The organism is Staphylococcus nepalensis, from assembly GCF_002442935.1.
GTDB lineage: Bacteria > Bacillota > Bacilli > Staphylococcales > Staphylococcaceae > Staphylococcus > Staphylococcus nepalensis.
Window position 1 is genome coordinate 2,922,163 of the sequence record NZ_CP017466.1, and the last position, 19,724, is coordinate 2,941,886.

At 33.7% G+C, this 19,724-nt stretch carries 18 protein-coding genes and 1 pseudogene; 3 read left to right on the forward strand and 16 right to left on the reverse strand.

Annotation, left to right across the window (positions count from 1 at the left end):
* The first annotated feature begins 116 nt into the window (after positions 1–116).
* Genes BJG89_RS13980 through BJG89_RS13990 form a run of 3 tightly spaced genes read left to right on the forward strand, consistent with a single transcriptional unit; the run spans position 117 to position 2,502 of the window.
* A complete protein-coding gene (locus BJG89_RS13980) occupies positions 117–353 on the forward strand; it encodes a FeoA family protein (RefSeq protein WP_096811169.1) in 237 nt (78 codons plus the stop codon).
* On the forward strand, positions 346–2,340 hold the full coding sequence (gene feoB / locus BJG89_RS13985) for a ferrous iron transport protein B (protein ID WP_096811170.1): 1,995 nt from the start codon (positions 346–348) through the stop codon (positions 2,338–2,340). The genes BJG89_RS13980 and feoB overlap by 8 nt, the downstream gene beginning before the upstream one ends.
* 12 nt (positions 2,341–2,352) lie before the next feature.
* A complete protein-coding gene (locus tag BJG89_RS13990; RefSeq protein ID WP_096811171.1) occupies positions 2,353–2,502 on the forward strand; it encodes a FeoB-associated Cys-rich membrane protein in 150 nt (49 codons plus the stop codon).
* A 214-nt stretch (positions 2,503–2,716) separates the two neighbouring features.
* Here BJG89_RS13990 and BJG89_RS13995 read toward each other — a convergent pair whose 3' ends face one another.
* From BJG89_RS13995 to rpmH, 16 genes and pseudogenes are all read right to left on the reverse strand, one after another.
* Positions 2,717–4,312, reverse strand: a complete 1,596-nt coding sequence (locus BJG89_RS13995; RefSeq protein ID WP_411756584.1) for a BCCT family transporter — start codon at positions 4,310–4,312, stop codon at positions 2,717–2,719.
* Positions 4,313–4,633: 321 nt separating this feature from the next.
* Positions 4,634–5,065, reverse strand: a complete 432-nt coding sequence (locus tag BJG89_RS14000; protein WP_096811173.1) for a universal stress protein — start codon at positions 5,063–5,065, stop codon at positions 4,634–4,636.
* A gap of 265 nt (positions 5,066–5,330) precedes the next feature.
* Complete coding sequence (locus BJG89_RS14005; protein ID WP_096811174.1) at positions 5,331–6,005, reverse strand: MgtC/SapB family protein; 675 nt, start codon at positions 6,003–6,005, stop codon at positions 5,331–5,333.
* A gap of 308 nt (positions 6,006–6,313) precedes the next feature.
* Positions 6,314–7,813: a tripartite tricarboxylate transporter permease gene (locus tag BJG89_RS14010; protein ID WP_174221774.1), complete on the reverse strand. Its 1,500-nt coding sequence runs from the start codon at positions 7,811–7,813 to the stop codon at positions 6,314–6,316.
* Between the two features lie 12 nt (positions 7,814–7,825).
* Entirely contained in the window at positions 7,826–8,269 is a 444-nt protein-coding gene (locus BJG89_RS14015; RefSeq protein WP_096811175.1) for a tripartite tricarboxylate transporter TctB family protein, read from the reverse strand.
* Between the two features lie 13 nt (positions 8,270–8,282).
* Positions 8,283–9,263, reverse strand: a complete 981-nt coding sequence (locus tag BJG89_RS14020; protein WP_096811176.1) for a tripartite tricarboxylate transporter substrate binding protein — start codon at positions 9,261–9,263, stop codon at positions 8,283–8,285.
* Between the two features lie 268 nt (positions 9,264–9,531).
* Positions 9,532–10,890 carry a glycerol-3-phosphate transporter gene (gene glpT, locus BJG89_RS14025; RefSeq protein WP_096811177.1) on the reverse strand — a complete coding sequence of 453 codons (1,359 nt, stop codon included), beginning with the start codon at positions 10,888–10,890 and terminating at the stop codon, positions 9,532–9,534.
* Positions 10,891–11,152: 262 nt separating this feature from the next.
* Complete coding sequence (locus BJG89_RS15080; protein ID WP_411756571.1) at positions 11,153–11,518, reverse strand: hypothetical protein; 366 nt, start codon at positions 11,516–11,518, stop codon at positions 11,153–11,155.
* Between the two features lie 33 nt (positions 11,519–11,551).
* A pseudogene (locus BJG89_RS15085) lies at positions 11,552–11,656 on the reverse strand (helix-turn-helix transcriptional regulator); the annotation flags it as partial.
* 340 nt (positions 11,657–11,996) lie between these two features.
* Complete coding sequence (locus BJG89_RS14035) at positions 11,997–13,451, reverse strand: carbon starvation CstA family protein (protein ID WP_096811178.1); 1,455 nt, start codon at positions 13,449–13,451, stop codon at positions 11,997–11,999.
* Between the two features lie 245 nt (positions 13,452–13,696).
* A complete protein-coding gene (locus BJG89_RS14040) occupies positions 13,697–14,536 on the reverse strand; it encodes a ParB/RepB/Spo0J family partition protein (RefSeq protein ID WP_096811179.1) in 840 nt (279 codons plus the stop codon).
* A 35-nt stretch (positions 14,537–14,571) separates the two neighbouring features.
* On the reverse strand, positions 14,572–15,297 hold the full coding sequence (gene rsmG / locus BJG89_RS14045) for a 16S rRNA (guanine(527)-N(7))-methyltransferase RsmG (RefSeq protein ID WP_096811180.1): 726 nt from the start codon (positions 15,295–15,297) through the stop codon (positions 14,572–14,574).
* 1 nt (position 15,298) lies between these two features.
* Positions 15,299–17,176: a tRNA uridine-5-carboxymethylaminomethyl(34) synthesis enzyme MnmG gene (gene mnmG, locus BJG89_RS14050; RefSeq protein WP_096811181.1), complete on the reverse strand. Its 1,878-nt coding sequence runs from the start codon at positions 17,174–17,176 to the stop codon at positions 15,299–15,301.
* Positions 17,177–17,191: 15 nt separating this feature from the next.
* Positions 17,192–18,571 (reverse strand): tRNA uridine-5-carboxymethylaminomethyl(34) synthesis GTPase MnmE, encoded by a 1,380-nt coding sequence (gene mnmE, locus BJG89_RS14055; RefSeq protein WP_096811250.1) that lies wholly within the window; start codon positions 18,569–18,571, stop codon positions 17,192–17,194.
* A gap of 159 nt (positions 18,572–18,730) precedes the next feature.
* Positions 18,731–19,075: a ribonuclease P protein component gene (gene rnpA / locus BJG89_RS14060; protein ID WP_096811182.1), complete on the reverse strand. Its 345-nt coding sequence runs from the start codon at positions 19,073–19,075 to the stop codon at positions 18,731–18,733.
* 151 nt (positions 19,076–19,226) lie between these two features.
* The gene (gene rpmH / locus BJG89_RS14065; protein ID WP_000240855.1) at positions 19,227–19,364 is read right to left on the reverse strand and encodes a 50S ribosomal protein L34; all 138 of its coding nucleotides are present in this window, start codon (positions 19,362–19,364) and stop codon (positions 19,227–19,229) included.
* Between the last annotated feature and the right edge of the window lie 360 nt (positions 19,365–19,724).

A 19,724-nucleotide genomic window follows, 5' to 3' on the forward strand; every position in this document is an offset into this window, starting at 1 on the left:
GTAATGATATTTAACAAAATATTCACAAAATTATATTTGCATCGACTTCTATTGTATTAAACTTAATTGTATAATCGATAATGATTATTATTCCCTTTCAAGAAAGAGTGAGTATGATGTTAAGTATTAATAGCGGAACATTAAAAAAGAACTACAAAATCAAAAATATTAAAATTAAAAATCAGCATATGCGCCATCGTTTAAATGCGCTTGGTTTAACCAATGGTACCAAATTAAAAATTAAACAAAGATGCTTATTTAAAGGACCTTGTATTTTAGAAGTAAATGGACAGTGTTTAAGTATTCGCGGTTATGATGCATGTCAGATTGAATTAGAGGCTTTAAATGAGTAACAACTATTGTATTTTAGGAAACCCAAATGTAGGTAAAACATCTTTGTTTAACGCACTTACTGGAACTTATGAATATGTAGGGAACTGGAGCGGAGTTACGGTAGAGAAGAAGGTAGGACGTCTTAAATCCCATATTGGAAACTTAGTCGATTTACCAGGTATTTATGAATTGTCACCGATATCTAAAGATGAAACGGTAGTGACAGATTACTTATTAAACAATGACTTTTCAGGCATGATTAATATCATAGATGCAAGCCAATTAAAACGTAATTTGTTACTTACAGTCCAACTTATGGAATTGGGTGCACCTTTAATTATTGGCTTAAATATGATTGACGTAGCTACTAAACGTGGTATTCATATTGACCAAAAAGCACTCATGAAAAAATTAAAACTGCCTTTATTACCTATTTTTGCTAGAAACGGTAAAGGTACGCACCAATTACTAGATGCATTAAAAGGACATACACTATCGAGAAATAAACCATTGAAATTAAATTATGGTGAAAACGTTGAATCTACAATTTCATCTATTGAAAAACATTTAGCAACTTGTCCAACCATTGAAAAAAGATTATTAAGATTCATATCGATACAATTTTTATTAGACAACCCAAAGATTTACGATTTTCTTGACGACGCTGTATTGGCAAAAATAAAACCATTACGCGGAAAATTGTCAGAAAAATTAAATAATTCAATTAGAGATGTCATCCAAAATACTCGAAATATTTATATAGATAATCTGTTAAAGGATACAGTTGAATATCCTAAAGAGGATAAACAATATTTTACTAATCGCGTTGATCGCATTTTAACAAATAAATATTTAGGCATCCCTATCTTTTTAGGAATTATGTGGCTTATTTTTCATATCACGTTTACTTGGGTCGGGACGCCTGTCTCTGATGCGCTAGATGAGTTTTTAGGTGGCTCATTTACAGATGCTGTATCCAACCTCATGGATAAAATCGGTATCGTTGATTTCTTACAGGATTTAATAACAGACGGTATTATAGCTGGTGTAGGTGCAGTACTTGTATTCGTACCACAGATTATGGTGCTTTTCTTCTTTATTTCACTTCTAGAAGACTCTGGTTATATGGCACGTATCGCAACGCTCATGGACCGTATTATGGAATACTTTGATCTTAGCGGTAAATCTTTTATCCCTATGATTATTGGTTTTGGTTGTAATGTGCCTAGCATCATGGCCGCACGTAGTATTGAAAGTGAAAAAGAACGATTAACGACTATTTTAATCGCCCCATTTATGTCTTGTTCAGCTAGATTACCAGTTTATGCACTATTTGTAGGTATATTTTTCGAAGCACATCAAGCGCTTATCGTACTGAGTCTTTATGTGCTAGGCATTGTTGTCGCATTATTAACAAGTGTATTACTAACTAAAACTGTGCTAAAAAATGATGATTCTATATTTATCATCGAATTGCCTACTTACCGACTGCCATCTATTAAGACACTGTGGAGAAGTACTTGGGAGAAAGCTAAAGGTTTTGTTAAAAAGGCCGGGACTTTTATATTTGCTGGCTCAGTAATGATATGGTTATTAAATTATACAGGCCCGAGTGGTTTTAATGTGGATGTTGATGATAGCTTTTTACACTCAATCGGGAGTCTCTTTGCTGTGTTAGTTGCACCATTAGGGTTCGGTTCATGGCAAGCAGGTGCTACATTAATACCTGGATTCTTAGCCAAAGAAGTCATTGTAAGTTCAATGGCTATCATTTATGCATCTGACGAATCAGGACTGGTTAACGTAATACACAGTCAATTCACACCGCTATCTGCATATTCATTTATGATTTTTATATTATTATATATTCCATGTTTATCTACTGTTGCAACGATTCGTAAAGAAACATACTCATTAAAATGGACAGTACTTGCAGTAGCATATCCATTAATCACGGCCTATTTACTTTCCTTTATCTTTTATCAAGTTGGACTATTATTTAGTTAAGGATGTGATGAAATGTCAGTTATTATCAATGTGGTAATCTTTTTAGCTATCTTTAGTTATGCAGGTTACACACTATGCCACTTTTTCAAAAAATCCAAAGACGGAAAATGCAGTTCTTGTGGATCTAAAAACAGATGCAATACAGAAAAGAAAATGTTATAAAATTAGAATATGATGCTTTCCTTTTCTGTCATCCAAAAGGTCTAGTATAAGTGAAAGACTACAAAATAAAATAATGTGCTACACAAGTATGTAGATTCAGATTTAAAAGCTTTTAAATATAAAAATGCACCTTCATTCTAAATGAAGATGCATTTTTATTTTGAGTATGGCATTTATATCCCAGATACTCTTTTTTGTTTAACTATAATAGCAATTATTCGTTTTTATTTTCAGCTCTTTGTTCTGCAATTCTCGTATATTCCTCTAATCTGTGTTTGTTTGGTGAAAGTGTTAAACCTAGGAATTTACGCTCTTTGTTCGCATCTTTGTAGAAGCTGACCATCATACAGAGAATGATGACTGAGAACGGCAAGGCTGTCATAATCGCCATATTTTGAAGTGCATTTAGTCCATTATCTCCACCCGAGAATAGCAAGATAAATGCAATCAAGGCTTGTGCAATACCCCAAATTACTTTAATAAATACTGAAGGGTTTAATGAACCAAATGTTGTTTGCATTCCTAAAACGAATGTCGCTGAATCGGCAGACGTGATAAAGAATGTTGCAATTAATAACAATGTTAAAATTGATATGATAAAACCAAGTGGTACTTCATTAAATACACCAAACAGCGCAGTTTCTGGTGGCATATCAAATATTTTTGGTTTGTCTTTAGCAGTTTCAATACCTAAAACACCAAATGCCGCAAACCATACTAAACTTACAAGTACTGGTGCTAACATAACCCCAGAAACGAATTCTCTAATTGAACGCCCTTTAGATACACGTGCAATAAATATACCAACGAATGGACTCCAACTAATCCACCATGCTAATTGGAAGAATGTCCAAGATTTCATCCATTCATTTTTTTGTGGATCTAATGGCGCAGTGTCAAACATATTAAAGAGTAATGAATTTAAATATTCACCAGTAGAACTAGTTAACATATTTAAAATTAAAATTGTTGGTCCTACGATAAAAATAAATAATAAAATAATGCCTGCAAAACCAATATTAGCGTTACTTAAATATTGAATGCCGCGACTTAAGCCTGACCACGCACTAGCTAAGAATAAGATTGTCACGACAATGATGATAATACCTTGCGTTACAATATTATTTGGTATACCAAATAAGTAGTTCAAGCCACCTGCGATTTGCATTGCCCCTAAACCTAGAGATACTGCTACACCACCGATAGTAGCAAAGACAGAAATCACATCAATAATCGTACCAAGTGGGCCATCCACTTTATTTCCGAAAATTGGACGCAATGTTTTTGAAATTAATGCAGGTTCGTTTTTTCTAAATTGGAAGTACGCTAGTGCTAATGCTACAACACCATAAACTGCCCATGCGTGGAATCCCCATTGCATGAACGCACCCCTTAATGCTTCTTTATAAGCAGTTGCTGATTGAGGTTCACCAGTAGGCGGTGACACAAAGTGACTGATCGGTTCAGCTGCTCCCCAGAATACTAAACCTATCCCCATACCAGCACTAAATAACATCGCAAACCATGAAATTGTATTAAATTCTGGTTTATCTTCCGGTTTACCCAATTTCAATTTACCAATTGGGCTAAATATTAAGAAGACACAGAAGAAAATCATTAGCGCTACAATAACCATATAATACCAACCAAAATATTCAGTAATCCAACCAGTAATATTTGTTCCTATTTCATTAAACTGATTTGGAAAAATAGCACCTAATAATACAACGATTGCGATAACAATAATACTATAAGTAAAAACAGAAGACAGTTTCTTCCCACTCGCATTATGTTGTTTATTTTCCAAAATGAGTAACCTCCCTTATAATTGAACATTAGCAGAATAACAGACTTTATGTATTAAAACAACAGCAGCTAAGGGAAATTTGTGAACACAAAAGTCTATTAACCCTGTCATGAAAGGGGTTTTGAAAGAAAAATAGTTTCTACCTAATTTGTAAAATTTTATAATTATTAAAAAAACACATTGATATTTTAATTAATTTAAAAAATTAAAAAGACTAGTAACGTAATTTCTATGATTACGCTCTAGTCTCTAAAAATAACCATCATCAAAAGTCATTTTTTGTGCTATTTCATCTACTAATATTCTATATTGTGCAGATTCAATCTATTTCACAATTAACACTGGTATAGGGCTTCTCTTAGCCACTTTATGCGTCACGTCGCCTAGTACATGTTTAATATCTATGCTTACACGATGGTTACTCATTACAACTAAATCAAATTCCCCGACATCTATATCTCCAAATTGAATTCTCTCAAGAATAGTGTCTTTGACAGGGCCAAATTCGATGGCCACTTTATAATTAATACCTAATGCTTTTAGTTTTTCAAGAAATGGAGCAAGTGCTTCTTCTCTTTCTTTTATAATGTCTTCTTTATGTTTATTTTCATATCGTACACTTGCTAATAAATCATTTTCAGTCATCACGTTATGAATGACTACAGTAGATGTTTCCTCAACTAATTTAGCTAAATTCTCTGGAATGTTATCAAAATCGTTCTCAAAAGAGTACGGTAGTAAAATATTTTTATACATAATAAATCACCTTTCTTAAGTTAACGAAATCAAAACAATATGAATCAGTTTTGTCGTTAAAGTATTTTTTGGTGCCACAATACTCATTTACTAATAAATTAAATTACGCTTTAATCACGTAACTATCTACTTAATAGATTAAACTAGCCAATGCGCTATATTTATTATAGAAATTAGTAGTATATCCTTATTATTTAATTACCACCTTTTTATATAAATTATTCATTAAATAACCATTATTATTGAAATATATTGCTTTATCGACTCATTGCTTAATGACTGCACTAATATCTGTTAGTTTGAATAATGTTTCAATAAATAGATTACTATTGTATTTTTTTGAAATTGCTTTTCCAGTAACATTTAAATATATTGTACCTTGTTCAATGCGGTTAATACTAAAAGTAATGTCTGATACATCATGTTGTTTTAGTATATTGTCAATATCTTGTTTAACATGGTTTGAGTAATTTGCTTTGATATAAAAACGAATCGTTTCTTTTTTGATAAACATTTGGTATAAGTGATTTTTTCTTAAAAAGTATTGAATCATTACGATTAATATTGTCGTTATCACACCAATAAAATAAAGTCCTGCACCTAAAGCCATACCTACGCCTGAAGTTATCCATAATCCAGCTGCAGTTGTTAAACCATCGATACTTTGATTTTTAATTAATATCGTACCTGCACCTATAAAACTGATACCACTTACTACTTGTGCTGCAATTCTTGAAGGATCTAAAATAATATCATGTGCATTTAAAATATCATTAAAACCATATTTAGAAATTATTATAAAAAGCGCTGACGCCGCTGCAACTAAGATATGCGTTCTTATGCCAGCTGCTTTTAACCTTTGCGCACGTTCGTACCCGATGATTGAACCACAAATAACAGACAAGAAAATTCTCAAAAATAAATCTAATTGAAATAACATAATATCCCTTCTCTTATAAAACACCCACGCTGACGAGGATTCGCAAAGTGATTCAAACTATCTCTCCAGTAATTATCACTTCTTCCATTTACATACTTATTAACCTTATTTACATCATCTAAATCATTTAAGACAATTAAATTGTTAATCAAACCCTTAAAAAACAAAAAAAGAGACCCGGTTAGGTCTCTGATTATCTATAAAGCATTTCAATTCTCGTATGCTTTTACTTTAGCTAATCTTGCTAAAGTAAGGATATGAAATATATTGAAAAGGACCATTTCTATCCTATGCTACGCTTAACAGTATTAATTTTTTATTTTCAAACGTTTGACACCTTTTAATATTAACGGATAAAACAAAGCAAGTAGGGTCATTAATGTTAATATAATACATATTGGCGAACCAATAAATATATCACCTACATTATTATTACTAACGATTAAACTTTTACGGAAGTTTTGTTCCATATCCGAACCAACAATAGCTGCTAAAATTAACGGCGCCATAGGAAATGCTAACAATTTCATTATCAATCCTAAAATGCCAAAAATAACTAAAATATATAAATCTGTCACGCTATAGCCTAATGTATATGTACCGATAAATGCGAGCACCATAATAAGCGGATATAATACTTTTGGTGGCGTACGTAAAATTTTTAACAATAACCCAATTAACGCGATATTTAAAATAACTAAAAAAATGTTACCAATAAACATACTATTTACTAAAGTCCAAATCGTCTCTGGTTCATTTTCAAACAGTAAGGGACCTGGCTGTAACCCTAACATAACTACTGCACCTAAGATAACCGCTGTTGTACCTGAACCGGGAACACCCATTGTTAATAACGGTATTAAAGCGCCTACAGATGCTGCGTTATTCGAGGCTTCAGGTGCGGCTACGCCTTCAATTTGTCCTTTACCAAACTTTTTTCCATTTTTTGATATTTGCTTCTCAGTAGAGTAACTTAACATAGCTGCAATTGAACCACCCGCGCCTGGTAATACACCAATTAAAAAGCCTACTGGGCTTTGTCTAAGCATAGCCCCGCGTGTCATTTTCCAATCTTTTTTAGTTAATTTCATAGAACCTAAATCAGCTTTAGGTGGTTTTAATGTATCTAAGTTTAAATAATTAAACAGCACTTCAGCTACTGCATATACACCAATAATAACTACTAAAAAGTTGATACCTTCACTTAAATGTGGTAAATCGAATGTAAACCTGTATATACTTGTTTGTAAATCTACCCCTACGGTACTAATAATTAAACCAATACTCATAGCAATAAAGCCTTTAACCATTTTCCCTAGAGATAAAGTGACAATAGCGGAAAGCGTAAATAAGAATAATAAGAAATATTCTTGTGGACCAAATTTTAACGCAAATTCAGACAACGGTTTGGCTAAAATAATAAATCCAATAACAGCAATAATGCCACCGAATAAAGAAGCAATGGCTGAGATTGTTAGCGCTTTACCCGCTTCGCCTTTCTTAGTCATTGGATACCCATCAAATGTGGCAGCGATTGCTGATCCATCACCAGGCGTATTTAACAAGATCGAACTTCTTGAACCTCCATACATTGCGCCATAGTATATCGAAACCATTAAAATCAATGCGCTGACTGGTTCCATACCAAAGGTCACAGGTATTAACACTGCTACTGCTGTCGCAGGCCCTAATCCAGGTAACATACCAACTACAGTGCCTAAAAATCCCCCAATCAAAACCCAGAGAAGGTTCATTGGATGTAATGCGGTTGACAATCCATCTATAAAACTATTGATATCTATCCCCATTTATTTACCCCCTTATGGTAGACTTACGTCTAATAATTGTGAAAATGTGTACCATGCAATACCAGAAAAAATCACTGTCACTAAAATATTTTGCAGCCATCTTTGATATCCGTTGATTAAAAACATAATAGCGCCTAAAAAGAGAACCGTTGAAACTAGGAAACCTAAGCGTTCAAATATAAAAGCATATATAACTGCTAAAATAATCGTTAAGATAATACGAATAAACGTCGCTTTTTCGAATAGTTGAGAAAAAGCTTTAAACGTTAAATGCCTTTTTCTATATTCTTGAATAAAATAGATGCAACTCATCACCGTCAGCAATATACCTAAAAGCATTGGAAAATACATTGGACTATTAGGATCACCAATATTTGATTTCTGTAAATTTAATGTCAACGTGATATAAACGATGCCAAATATAATTAATAATACTGGAAATACAAGTCGTGACATCCTTTCTCCCCCCTTATTTTAAACCTGAGTCTTTAACAAGTTGTTTATATTTCTTTTGTTGTGATTTTAAGAATTTTTCACTTTCTTCACTATCTTTATAAAAATTTTCCCAATCATTATTTTTTCTTATTTCTTGCCAACTATCTGACTTAACGACTTTCTTCATCGTTTCATCCCAGTACTTGCGTTCAGCAGGTGTCATATCTTTAGGACCCATCACACCACGCCAATGCGGGAATACAACATCTATGCCTTGATCTTTCCATGTTGGCACATCTTCAATACCTTTAACTGGTTTATCTGACGTAACAGCTAACATTTTCAATTTACCAGTCTGATGCTGTTCTTTAACTTCTGATACAGCAGTTGAAGCAACGTCAACATGACCACCTAATAATGCAGTCTGTAAATCACCGCCACTTTTATAAACTAAAAAGTCAAGTTTATCAACGTCAACACCATACGCTTTAGCCGCTTGGACAAATGCTAAGTGATCGTTATTACCTAATCCAGGTGCAACACCAATCGTTAATGATTTAGGATCTTTTTTAAGTTTTTCCATCACTTCTTTACCCGAATCTAAGTTAGATTGGTTAGAAGCGGTTAAACTTATCCATTCTGTTGCTAAAATAGCGATTGGCGTAAAATCTTCTGTACCTAAATCACTAAGCCCCAACTCTTTATTTGATAACAATAAACTTGAGTTAATTGAAATCGTATTAGGTGAGCGTGATTTTAAGTACTGCCAGCCGACTTCGCCACCGCCACCTGGTTTGTTAATCACATTAATATTTTGTTCAGTTAAGTCATTATCAATCATAATTTTTTGAACAGCACGTGCAGTTGTATCCCATCCCCCACCTGGAGAAGCTGGTGCAACAATTTCTACTGTTTCGTTAGGAAATTGTTCTTTTTCAGCACTTGATTCTTTCTGCTTTCCACAAGCAGAAAGCGTGATTAACAGTGCGATTATGAATATCCCCCACTTTTTCATAAAAATCCCCCTTTATCTGAAAGCGATTACATATGTTATTTATATTATCAGAAAATTCTAATAAGTTAAATAGAAACTTATATAATTTTTTTATTTTATATACAAAAAAGGGCGAGATAGAAATCAACTAATAAACATTGATTACTATTACGCCCCTTTCGATATTTTTTAAATGTAAAAGTTTTTTATATTATTCATACCATAATGCATTTTAATTTATAATCTAAATATTAAGCAGATATTCAAATTTTTATAAATCGTTCCAACCTTAATGTAATTGTTCTTGCCCACGTTTATTCCAAGTTAGGATAAAGCTGAGCATTGCTAGAATACTAATACCTGTTAACAAGACAAACCCAAAATCCCAACCAAAATGTTGCACGACAAAACCTAAAACTATATTAGCCATCACTGCACCGAATAAATAACCAAACAATCCTGTTAATCCTGCAGCAGTCCCAGCCGCTTTTTTAGGTACATAATCTAATGCTTGTAAACCTATCAACATCACTGGACCATAGATTAAAAAGCCTATTGCAATGAGAGACAAGTTGTCAAGCCAAGCATGACCTGGAGGGTTTAACCAATATATAAGTACGAAGATCGTTACCCCTAACATAAAGAAGAATCCCGCAGGTCCACGACGACCTTTAAATATTTTATCTGAAAGGTAACCGCACAGTAGTGTTCCTGGTATACCCGCCCATTCATATAAGAAATAAGCCCAACCAGATTCATTCAAATTGAATTGTTTCTCTTCGCTTAAATAAGTAGGCGCCCAATCTAACACACCATAGCGTACAAAATATACAAAGATATTAGCAAAGGCAATGGCCCATACCCATTTGTTATTTAATACATATTTAAATAATATCTCTTTTGTTGTTAATTCTGTTTCAAGCGTTTCACGTGAAGATGTTGAATAGTCGTTATTATATTGTTCAATCGGTGGTAAACCTTGTGATTGAGGTGTATCTCGAATTAAACAATACGAAATAATTGCGATAACGATAGCAAGCAATGCTGGATAAATAAACACGCCTTCAAAGCCTTTTAAATAACCAAAATTATACATTGCTGTCATAGAGATACCCCAAGTTGCGATGGGCGCCATAAGACCTCCGCCCACATTGTGTGCCACGTTCCAAATAGATGTTTTGCTACCACGTTCGCTTACACTATACCAATGTACAAGTATACGCCCAGAGGGTGGCCATCCCATACCTTGAAACCATCCATTTAAAAATAGCATGATAAACATGATTGTTATACTAGAAGTGAAAAATGGGACAAACCCTAATAATAAGTTTACTATTGCTGTAAGTATCAAGCCTAACGTTAAAAAGATACGCGCATTACTTCGATCACTTACAGTTCCCATAACAAATTTACTAAAACCATAGGCTATCGAAATCGCTGAAAGTGCGATACCAAGTTCTCCTTTGCTAAACCCGTCCTCAATTAATGAAGGCATCGCTAGTGAAAAGTTTTTTCTCAATAAATAATAACCCGCATAGCCGATAAAAATACCTAAGAAGACTTGTAAACGAAGTTTTTTATAGGTATCATCTACTTGCTCAGATGGCAATGGATCAACATGTTTTGCTGGTTTTAAAAAGTTAAACATACAATCACTCCTATCTCACTTTTAATCATTTCTTCTAATATTTTATTAATAATTTATTAACTTTATATTAATCACTCTTGATAGGTAAAGCAATACTAAGTTTCATATTTTAAAATTCTTCTCCTAGAAAAAATTTATTACTAATTTAATATGTATACTACTGATAGAATAGTTATCTTTTGTAGATGTCATAGCCAAATATTAAATAAAAACACCTTATAATAAACGTACAGTTCATATTATAAGGCGTCTTAATCATAACTTAATAGAGTAAACCAACTATGTATATACTGAGCAGCATAATGATAATAAACGAACCTACATAAAGTACAAAACTATAAATAAATGTTAAAGTATTCCGTAATTTGCTACTATGCACTTCGTTAGGGTCGTTTCCTTTCATAAATGCCACAACTCTATCATATGTTTGAATTTGATATGATTTTTTTAACGAATCAACTTTAAATGCTGCAATCATACTAAGTGCTATAAGTGAAATTTCAACCACTACGCCTAAAAGATTCGAATATAAAATAACTGGGCCTGCTAAAATGGCTACTAACAGCATAGGCCATGTCATTAAATGTGCCCATACGTTAAATTTAGCTTGTTTTAATTTTTGTTCCATAATCTCCACGTCTCCTTTGACTAAGTCATCTAAAGAAACTTGAAACAAAGAACTAAGCATTAATAAGTTATGTACATCAGGATAGCTTTTATCATTTTCCCAATTAGAAATTGTTTGACGTGAAACATATAATTTTTCAGCTAAATCTTCTTATGATAAATGATCACGTTGTCTGAAATACTTAATTTGATGGCCTAGGTTCATTTGTTTAGCTCCTTCAATATAGAGAGTATAATGGTACTTTATTTTAGACTATCAAAATCTTTCAACATGCGCACTTTTTATAGTGACAAAATCCTTTGACACATTGATATAGCAGCATTTTAAGACTCACCTTAGACATACATAAAAGGAGTAGAATAGCAATTAAAACAATTCATTTAATCGCGTATACCACTCCAAAAATGGATTAGATTGCTCGTATCATGCTATCGCACATTTCAGATATAATTATGATTATAATTTAAAATTCAATATTTTATACTGTTTGTTGTTGGTATTGAATCGGATGGTCTAATTCAAATGTAGCGCCTGCAGTTAATTTTTTATATTGATAAGCAAAATAACCAATCCACAATATTGTTAAACCAAATGCTATGAAATAACTTAAATTAAGATCCAGCCCCAATCCAATTTTCTGACTTAAAATGTACGTGAAAATATTCCAAGTCATAAATACAGCAGGAATAGCTGCGACCCAAAAATTCTTTTTTGCAATGAGTAAATACATCGCGCCTACCCATAAAGCAACTACCGCTGTTGTTTGGTTTGCCCATGAGAAATAGCGCCAAAGTACTGTAAAGTCTACTTGAGTTAAACCAAAGCTCACAATAAATAAAGGTATGGCTACTATTACACGTTTTAACATACTACGTTGGCCATAATTTAAATAATCAGCAATAATCATACGCGCACTACGGAAGGATGTGTCACCGCTTGTGATTGGTAAAATAATAACGCCTAGTACTGCGATCGTACCAAATACAGAACCTAATAGAAGATGTGAGGCTTCGCTGACAACAAGCGCCGCTTCACCACGAGCTAAGATCTCGTTCAAGCCATTATAACCATTAAATAAACTCATACCTGCTGCTGCCCAAATCATCGCTATAATACCTTCAGCAATCATCATACCATAGAAAATAAAACGCCCATTTTTCTCTTTATTTGTCGTTCTTGAGATAATAGGCGTTTGTGTAGCATGGAAACCAGATAAAGCACCACAAGTAATCGTAAAGAAGAGCAATGGAAAGATTGGCGCGCCATCTGGATGCATATTTTTCAGGTTAATTTCAGGTATCGGTGCACCTGTTTGAATAAGACGGAATCCTATACCTACTGCACTAATTAATAACAATGCGCCGAAAATTGGATAAACGCGTCCAATGATTTTATCTATAGGTAAAACCGTAGATAAAATATAATAAACAAAAATAACAAAGATAATAATACCTAATGCAATTCGTCCATCTAATAAATTATGTAATAACAGTGCTGGACTTGTTACAAAAACAGTACCCGTAAGTAGTAATAATAAAATAGAGAAGATATTGACAAAGTGTTTCATGACTTGACCTAAAAACTTCCCGGCCAGTTCAGGTAAGTGTGCCCCTTTGTTTCTAATTGAAATCATTCCAGTCAGATAATCATGTACTGCTCCCGCAAATATACAGCCTACAACAATCCAAATAAATGCCACGGGTCCATATAGCGCCCCCATGATTGGTCCGAATATAGGCCCTACTCCTGCAATATTCAGCAATTGGATCAATGAGTTGGATGATGTTTTCATAGGCAAGTAATCAACATTATCGCGTTGATGATAAGCTGGTGTTGGTCTTTCTTCTTTAGTTCCAAACATTTTATCGATATATTTCCCATAGGTGAAATAACCTATAACTAATAAAATAATAGATACAATAAACGTAATCATATTATAGTCCCCCTTTGTATATATGTAAGCGTTTTCTTAATTTAATCACATATTTTGCTTTTCTACAATGCTACTTAAAGAATTTTATAGGCTTTTTGTTTTTATAAAATAGTGTTACATATCTTTTTCTAAATAACTTAAACTCAATAGTATGAAAAATGATAATAAAAAAGTACAACGCCGTTCTGACCTTTAAACGGTGTTGTACTTTGTGAGGCAATAGATATATGCGTAAACGCTAAATACTACCTTTTATATAGTTTGATTTTTATTTCATAATAGTCATCGTGGTCTTTCGCTTGATGCTCGTACTTCACGCCGCTTTTTTCTATTTCTTCTAAGCTTTTGCCTACAGCTTCACGTGCATCAGTAAGATCTTTTTCAAATGCGAATCTTTGTGCTTTCACTTTTTCAGGGCCCACTTTTTGTTTTACTCTAGCTTCAGTTTGTTTCACATTTAATTTCTGACTAATAATCGTTTCAACTAAAGCTTCTTGTTCAGTATCTGACAAACTCAACATTGCACGCGCATGACGCTCCGTAACTTTACCTTCACGTAAACGTTCAATGACCTTAGGCGCTAATTTTAGCAATCGCAATTTGTTTGCTATAAAACTTTGACTTTTACCTACACTTTTAGCTAATTCGCTTTGTGTCGTTTCTCCAAGTTCTAAAAGTTTTTTGTAAGCTTCTGCTTCTTCAACGACAGATAAATTCTCACGTTGGATATTTTCTATTAATGCGACAACTGCTGTTTCTTCGTCACCTAAGTCTCTTATGATAACGTCTGCATGCGTTTTGTTTAACGATTGTAAAGCTCTGAATCTACGCTCTCCTGCAATGATTTCAAACATGCCCTCTTCTATAGGACGTACTACAATCGGTTGTAACAATCCATGCTCATCTATAGATTCTGCGAGTTCTTTAATCTTATTTGGCTCAAATACTTGTCTTGGTTGGTAACGGTTGGGCACAATACGTTCAGTATGAATAGATTCAACACCATTATTATGATCCTCTTCAATATAACCAACAATGTCATCTTTATTTTTTAAACCAAATAATTTAGAAAAAGGTTTCTTCATAGTCTATGCGCTCCCTCTAAATTAGTTGTATTGAATTACTTTTCTTTTTCAAGTAACGGAGACTTATTGGGCGTTCCTGGCTTTCTAGGATATTTTTTAGGTGTCTCACTTCGTTTACCTATTTTTATCATTTGCCTCTCACCAGCGTCTTCCGGTAATTCATATGAAATGACATCCTGAACTTTACCTCCGAGGACTCCTATACCAAAACGCGCTTCTTCTAATTCTTCTTCGCCTTTAGCTGATTTTAAAGCAATGAATTGTCCACCCTTTTTAACTAGCGGTAAACATAACTCACTTAATACGGAAAGTCTAGCAACTGCGCGCGCAGTTACGATATCATAAGACGCCCTGTAGTCTCCCTTTCCGTAAATTTCTGCGCGATCATGTACGAAGCTCACATTTTCCAAATCTAATGCATCTGCTAATTGATTTAAAAAATGTATTCGCTTGTTTAATGAATCTACAATTGTAACTTTTAAATGAGGATAAATTATTTTTAATGGAATGCTTGGAAAACCAGCACCAGCACCAATGTCACAAATTGTTAATGCTTGTCTCAAGTCCGTATAAAAACTCAGCGCAATTGAATCGTAAAAATGTTTCAAATACACTTCATGTTCTTCAGTAATACTAGTTAAATTCATCTTTTCGTTCCATTCAACGAGCATTTGGTAATACGTTTGAAATTGTTGTTGTTGTTTCTTTGTAAGTGCTATACCTTGTGTGCTGAGTCGCTCAGTTAACCATTCTACACTCATCTTAACTTTCCACCCTTTGAATTTTACCTTGTTCTAAAAATACTAATAAGATTGAAATATCTGCTGGGTTTACACCAGAAATACGAGACGCTTGAGCAATATTTAACGGTTTAACTTCCGCTAATTTTTCTCGTGCTTCAGTCGCTAAACTTTCAACTTTACTGTAATCTAAGTCTTCTGGTATTTTCTTTTCTTCCATACGTTTTACTTTTTCAACTTGTTGTAATGATTTATTGATATAGCCTTCATATTTCGTTTGAATTTCAACTTGTTCTTCTACATCATCAGGTAATTGATGTGCTTCTTCTAAAATTTCTAGAATTAAGTCATAAGTCATTTCAGGTCGACGTAATAATTCTAAGGCTAATATACCATCTTTCAAACGTGATCCGCCTTGTGCTTCAATAATTTCTTGTACACGTTCGTGAGGTTTAATTCTAATTCCATTCAAGCGTGCTTGTTCGTCTTTAATCATTTGGCGTTTTTTATTAAAACTTGCATAGCGTTCTTCAGAAATCATGCCAAGTTTATGACCTAAATCTGTTAAACGTAAGTCTGCATTGTCATGTCTTAATAATAAGCGATATTCAGCACGGGATGTTAATAGACGATAAGGTTCATTTGTACCTTTAGTAATAAGGTCATCAATTAAAACACCAATATAAGCATCTGAACGGCTTAAAATAACTTCTTCTTCTCCTAATACTCTAGAAGCTGCATTAATTCCAGCCATAATACCTTGGCCTGCCGCTTCTTCATAACCTGAAGTACCATTAATTTGCCCTGCTGTATATAAATTTTTAATTTTTTTAGTTTCTAATGTTGGCCATAACTGGGTTGGCACAAGTGCATCGTATTCGATAGCATAGCCTGCACGCATCATATCTGCTTTTTCTAAGCCAGGAATTGTTTCTAACATTTGGCGTTGGACGTGTTCTGGAAGACTCGTTGATAAACCTTGTACATAAACTTCATTTGTATTTCTACCTTCTGGTTCTAAGAAAAGTTGATGTCTTGGTTTGTCATTGAATCTTACAAATTTATCTTCGATGGAAGGACAATATCTAGGGCCAGTACCTTTGATCATTCCAGAATACATAGCAGATAAATGTAAGTTATCATCTATGACTTGGTGTGTATTACCGTTTGTATATGTTAACCAACATGGTAGCTGATCTAGAATATATTCAGTCGTTTCAAAGCTGAATGCTCTACCTACATCGTCACCTGGTTGTATTTCTGTTTTTGAATAATCGATGGTCTTCGCGTTAACACGTGGTGGCGTACCTGTTTTAAATCTCACTACTTCAAATCCAAGATTTCTTAAATTATCAGCAAGCGAAATAGATGGTAATTGATGGTTTGGACCACTTGAATATTTCATATTACCTAATATAATTTCACCACGTAAAAACGTACCAGTTGTAATAACAACTGCATCTGCCCAATATTCTGTACCAATATTCGTACGTACGCCTTTGATTATTTCGTCTTCTATAATTAAGTCATCCACCATGCCTTGCATGATATCAAGATTTTCTTCATCTTCAATTACTTTTTTCATTTCTTGTTGGTATAACGTTTTATCTGCTTGTGCACGAAGCGCTCTTACTGCTGGTCCTTTACCAGTATTGAGCATACGCATTTGGATATGCGTCTTGTCGATTGTTTTCGCCATTTGACCACCCAAAGCATCTATCTCACGTACTACAATTCCTTTTGCCGGCCCACCCACTGATGGGTTACACGGCATAAATGCAATGTTATCTAAATTAATTGTCAGCATTAATGTTTTAGCGCCACGTCGTGCTGAAGCGAGCCCTGCTTCAATACCAGCATGTCCGGCTCCTATTACTACTACGTCATATTCTTGAGCCATATTTTTTCCTCCCTTTTATTTTCCGAGACAGAATTGACTAAATAATTGGTTAATCAATTCTTCGCTTGCGGATTCTCCAATAATTTCACCTAAAATTTCCCAAGTTCGCGTCAAATCTATTTGAACCATATCCATTGGCACACCTGCTTCAGCAGCATCTATTGCATCTTGAATAGAGTTTCTTGCTTGTTTTAATAATGAGATGTGTCTTGAGTTAGAAACATATGTCATATCTTGATTTTGGACGTCTCCACCAAAGAATAAATCTCTAATCTGAGTCTCTAACTGATCAATGCCTTCTTGTTTTAGCATAGACGTTTGGATAATCGGCATGTCGCCAACCATTGACTCAACTTCTGAAATATCTAATTGCTTATCTAAATCCATCTTATTAATTATAACGATTGCATCTTCATTTTTAATGACTTCATACAATTTACGATCTTCTTCTGTTAAAGACTCGTTATAATTTAAAACGAATAAAATTAAATCTGCTTCACTTAGTGCTTTACGAGAACGTTCTACGCCTATACGTTCAACAATGTCCTCTGTTTCACGTATGCCCGCTGTATCTACTAGTCTTAATGGCACACCGCGAACATTCACGTACTCTTCTAATGTATCCCTTGTAGTACCAGGCACTTCTGTAACAATTGCCTTATTGTCTTGGATAAGGTTATTTAACATTGACGATTTGCCAACATTTGGTTTACCAACTATGACAGTAGCTAAGCCTTCCCTCATAATTTTCCCTTGTGTGCCTGTATCTAATAGTTTATTAATTTCTGTTTTGATTTGGTTTGATTTTTCTAATAAAACTTCAGTTGTGGCATCTTCCACATCATCGTATTCAGGATAATCTATATTAACTTCGACTTGCGCAAGGATCTCGAGAATGGACTGTCGCTGTCGTTTAATCATATCACTTAAACGACCTTCAATTTGATTCATTGCAACTTTAGATGCACGATCGGTTTTAGAACGAATAAAATCCATCACTGCTTCAGCTTGAGATAAATCGATACGTCCATTTAAGAATGCACGTTTTGTATATTCACCAGGATCAGCCATTCGTGCTCCGTGTGTCATTGTTAGCTCTAAAATTCTATTGATTGTTAAAATACCGCCGTGGCAGTTAATTTCAACGATGTCTTCTCTAGTAAAAGTCTTTGGTGCACGTAAAACTGAAACCATAACCTCTTCGACAACTTCATTTGTCTCAGGATCAACGATGTGCCCGTAATTAATTGTATGAGACGGCACACAATCTAATGATTCCTTTCCTTTATATAATTTATCTGCAATACTTACGGCATCAACACCTGATAAACGTACAATACCAATTGCACCTTCGCCCATAGGTGTGGATATACTCGTTATCGTATCTAAATCCATCATCCATCTCGCCTCCTTTTATTCTAAAATTTATCATTATAATATTGTAAATAGTTTTAAGCTAAAAAGCTAATATCTTAACTGAAAAATTCTAAATGTCAGCCTTAGGGTTGTCTGAGGTAAGACTGCGCTACCACTAAAATAACTCCCCTACTCTACTTATATTCGTTTATTAAAAACCTTCGCTATTTTCAACACGTGTTCTAAACTCGCCTGGATTTGTAGTGTGTTCATATCTTTAGCTGGCTGTCTTGCTATCACAATAATTTCCATTGGTATTATATCTTCTTTATGTACCTTGAAATTTTCACGGATAGCACGTTTGATTTTATTTCTTACAACAGCATTACCCAATTTTTTAGAAACACTAATACCTAGTCTAAAATGTTCTAATTCTTTATTGGCTTTTGTGTAAACTACAAATTGTCGATTTGCAACAGATTTCCCTTTTTTATATATAAATTGAAAATCACTATTTTTTTTAATTCGGTATGCCTTCTCCAAGAAACATCACTCACTTATCATTTCATTACATTTACTGTTAAATATTTCAATCTATAGCATGTACTTTAAACTTTTTCAAATAATAACAATAAATCCATACTAATTCACTGAATTTTAAACCAAAAAAAAGACCACTGATGAGTCAGTGATCTTATGCTGATAATACTTTGCGGCCTTTACGACGACGACGCGCTAAAACTTTACGACCGTTTTTTGTGCTCATGCGTTTTCTGAAACCATGAACTTTACTATGTTTACGTTTATTTGGTTGATAAGTACGTTTTACCATGCAAAAACACCTCCATCTGTATTCGGTTATCTAAACATTATAATAGATAAATTAATATAAGCTTTTTGCTTCAAGTCTTGATTTAATATTATTAATTTCTAGTCATAATTCAAGCAACTACTACAATATAACAAAATCTTTTTTATAAAGCAAGTATCAATTTCAAGCACTTTATTACCTCATTTAATGTAATTTTGATACTTCCCTAATCACACTACATTCTAAATTATCTATTATATAGAAGTTTTGCAACCCTTCTCCCTGTTTTTTCACTTAACTACGCATACGCAGTTTCAGTTATACAATTTTCATACATTTTATATAAATTATTTCCCAACCGTACAAAACGGTTATTTTTTG

Bases quoted from the DNA above. Each gene is read 5' to 3' on its own strand.
- BJG89_RS14035 (WP_096811178.1), bottom strand. From the start codon at position 13,451: ATGATTACGTTTATTGTATCTATTATTTTATTAGTTATAGGTTATTTC.
- BJG89_RS14000 (WP_096811173.1), bottom strand. From the start codon at position 5,065: ATGTATAAAAATATTTTACTACCGTACTCTTTTGAGAACGATTTTGAT.
- BJG89_RS13980 (WP_096811169.1), top strand. From the start codon at position 117: ATGTTAAGTATTAATAGCGGAACATTAAAAAAGAACTACAAAATCAAA.
- mnmE (WP_096811250.1), bottom strand. From the start codon at position 18,571: ATGGATTTAGATACGATAACGAGTATATCCACACCTATGGGCGAAGGT.
- BJG89_RS14005 (WP_096811174.1), bottom strand. From the start codon at position 6,005: ATGTTATTTCAATTAGATTTATTTTTGAGAATTTTCTTGTCTGTTATT.
- rpmH (WP_000240855.1), bottom strand. From the start codon at position 19,364: ATGGTAAAACGTACTTATCAACCAAATAAACGTAAACATAGTAAAGTT.
- BJG89_RS14010 (WP_174221774.1), bottom strand. From the start codon at position 7,813: ATGGGGATAGATATCAATAGTTTTATAGATGGATTGTCAACCGCATTA.
- feoB (WP_096811170.1), top strand. From the start codon at position 346: ATGAGTAACAACTATTGTATTTTAGGAAACCCAAATGTAGGTAAAACA.
- glpT (WP_096811177.1), bottom strand. From the start codon at position 10,890: ATGTTTAACTTTTTAAAACCAGCAAAACATGTTGATCCATTGCCATCT.
- rsmG (WP_096811180.1), bottom strand. From the start codon at position 15,297: ATGAGTGTAGAATGGTTAACTGAGCGACTCAGCACACAAGGTATAGCA.
- BJG89_RS15080 (WP_411756571.1), bottom strand. From the start codon at position 11,518: ATGGAACAAAAATTAAAACAAGCTAAATTTAACGTATGGGCACATTTA.
- BJG89_RS14040 (WP_096811179.1), bottom strand. From the start codon at position 14,536: ATGAAGAAACCTTTTTCTAAATTATTTGGTTTAAAAAATAAAGATGAC.
- BJG89_RS14020 (WP_096811176.1), bottom strand. From the start codon at position 9,263: ATGAAAAAGTGGGGGATATTCATAATCGCACTGTTAATCACGCTTTCT.
- BJG89_RS13990 (WP_096811171.1), top strand. From the start codon at position 2,353: ATGTCAGTTATTATCAATGTGGTAATCTTTTTAGCTATCTTTAGTTAT.
- mnmG (WP_096811181.1), bottom strand. From the start codon at position 17,176: ATGGCTCAAGAATATGACGTAGTAGTAATAGGAGCCGGACATGCTGGT.
- BJG89_RS14015 (WP_096811175.1), bottom strand. From the start codon at position 8,269: ATGTCACGACTTGTATTTCCAGTATTATTAATTATATTTGGCATCGTT.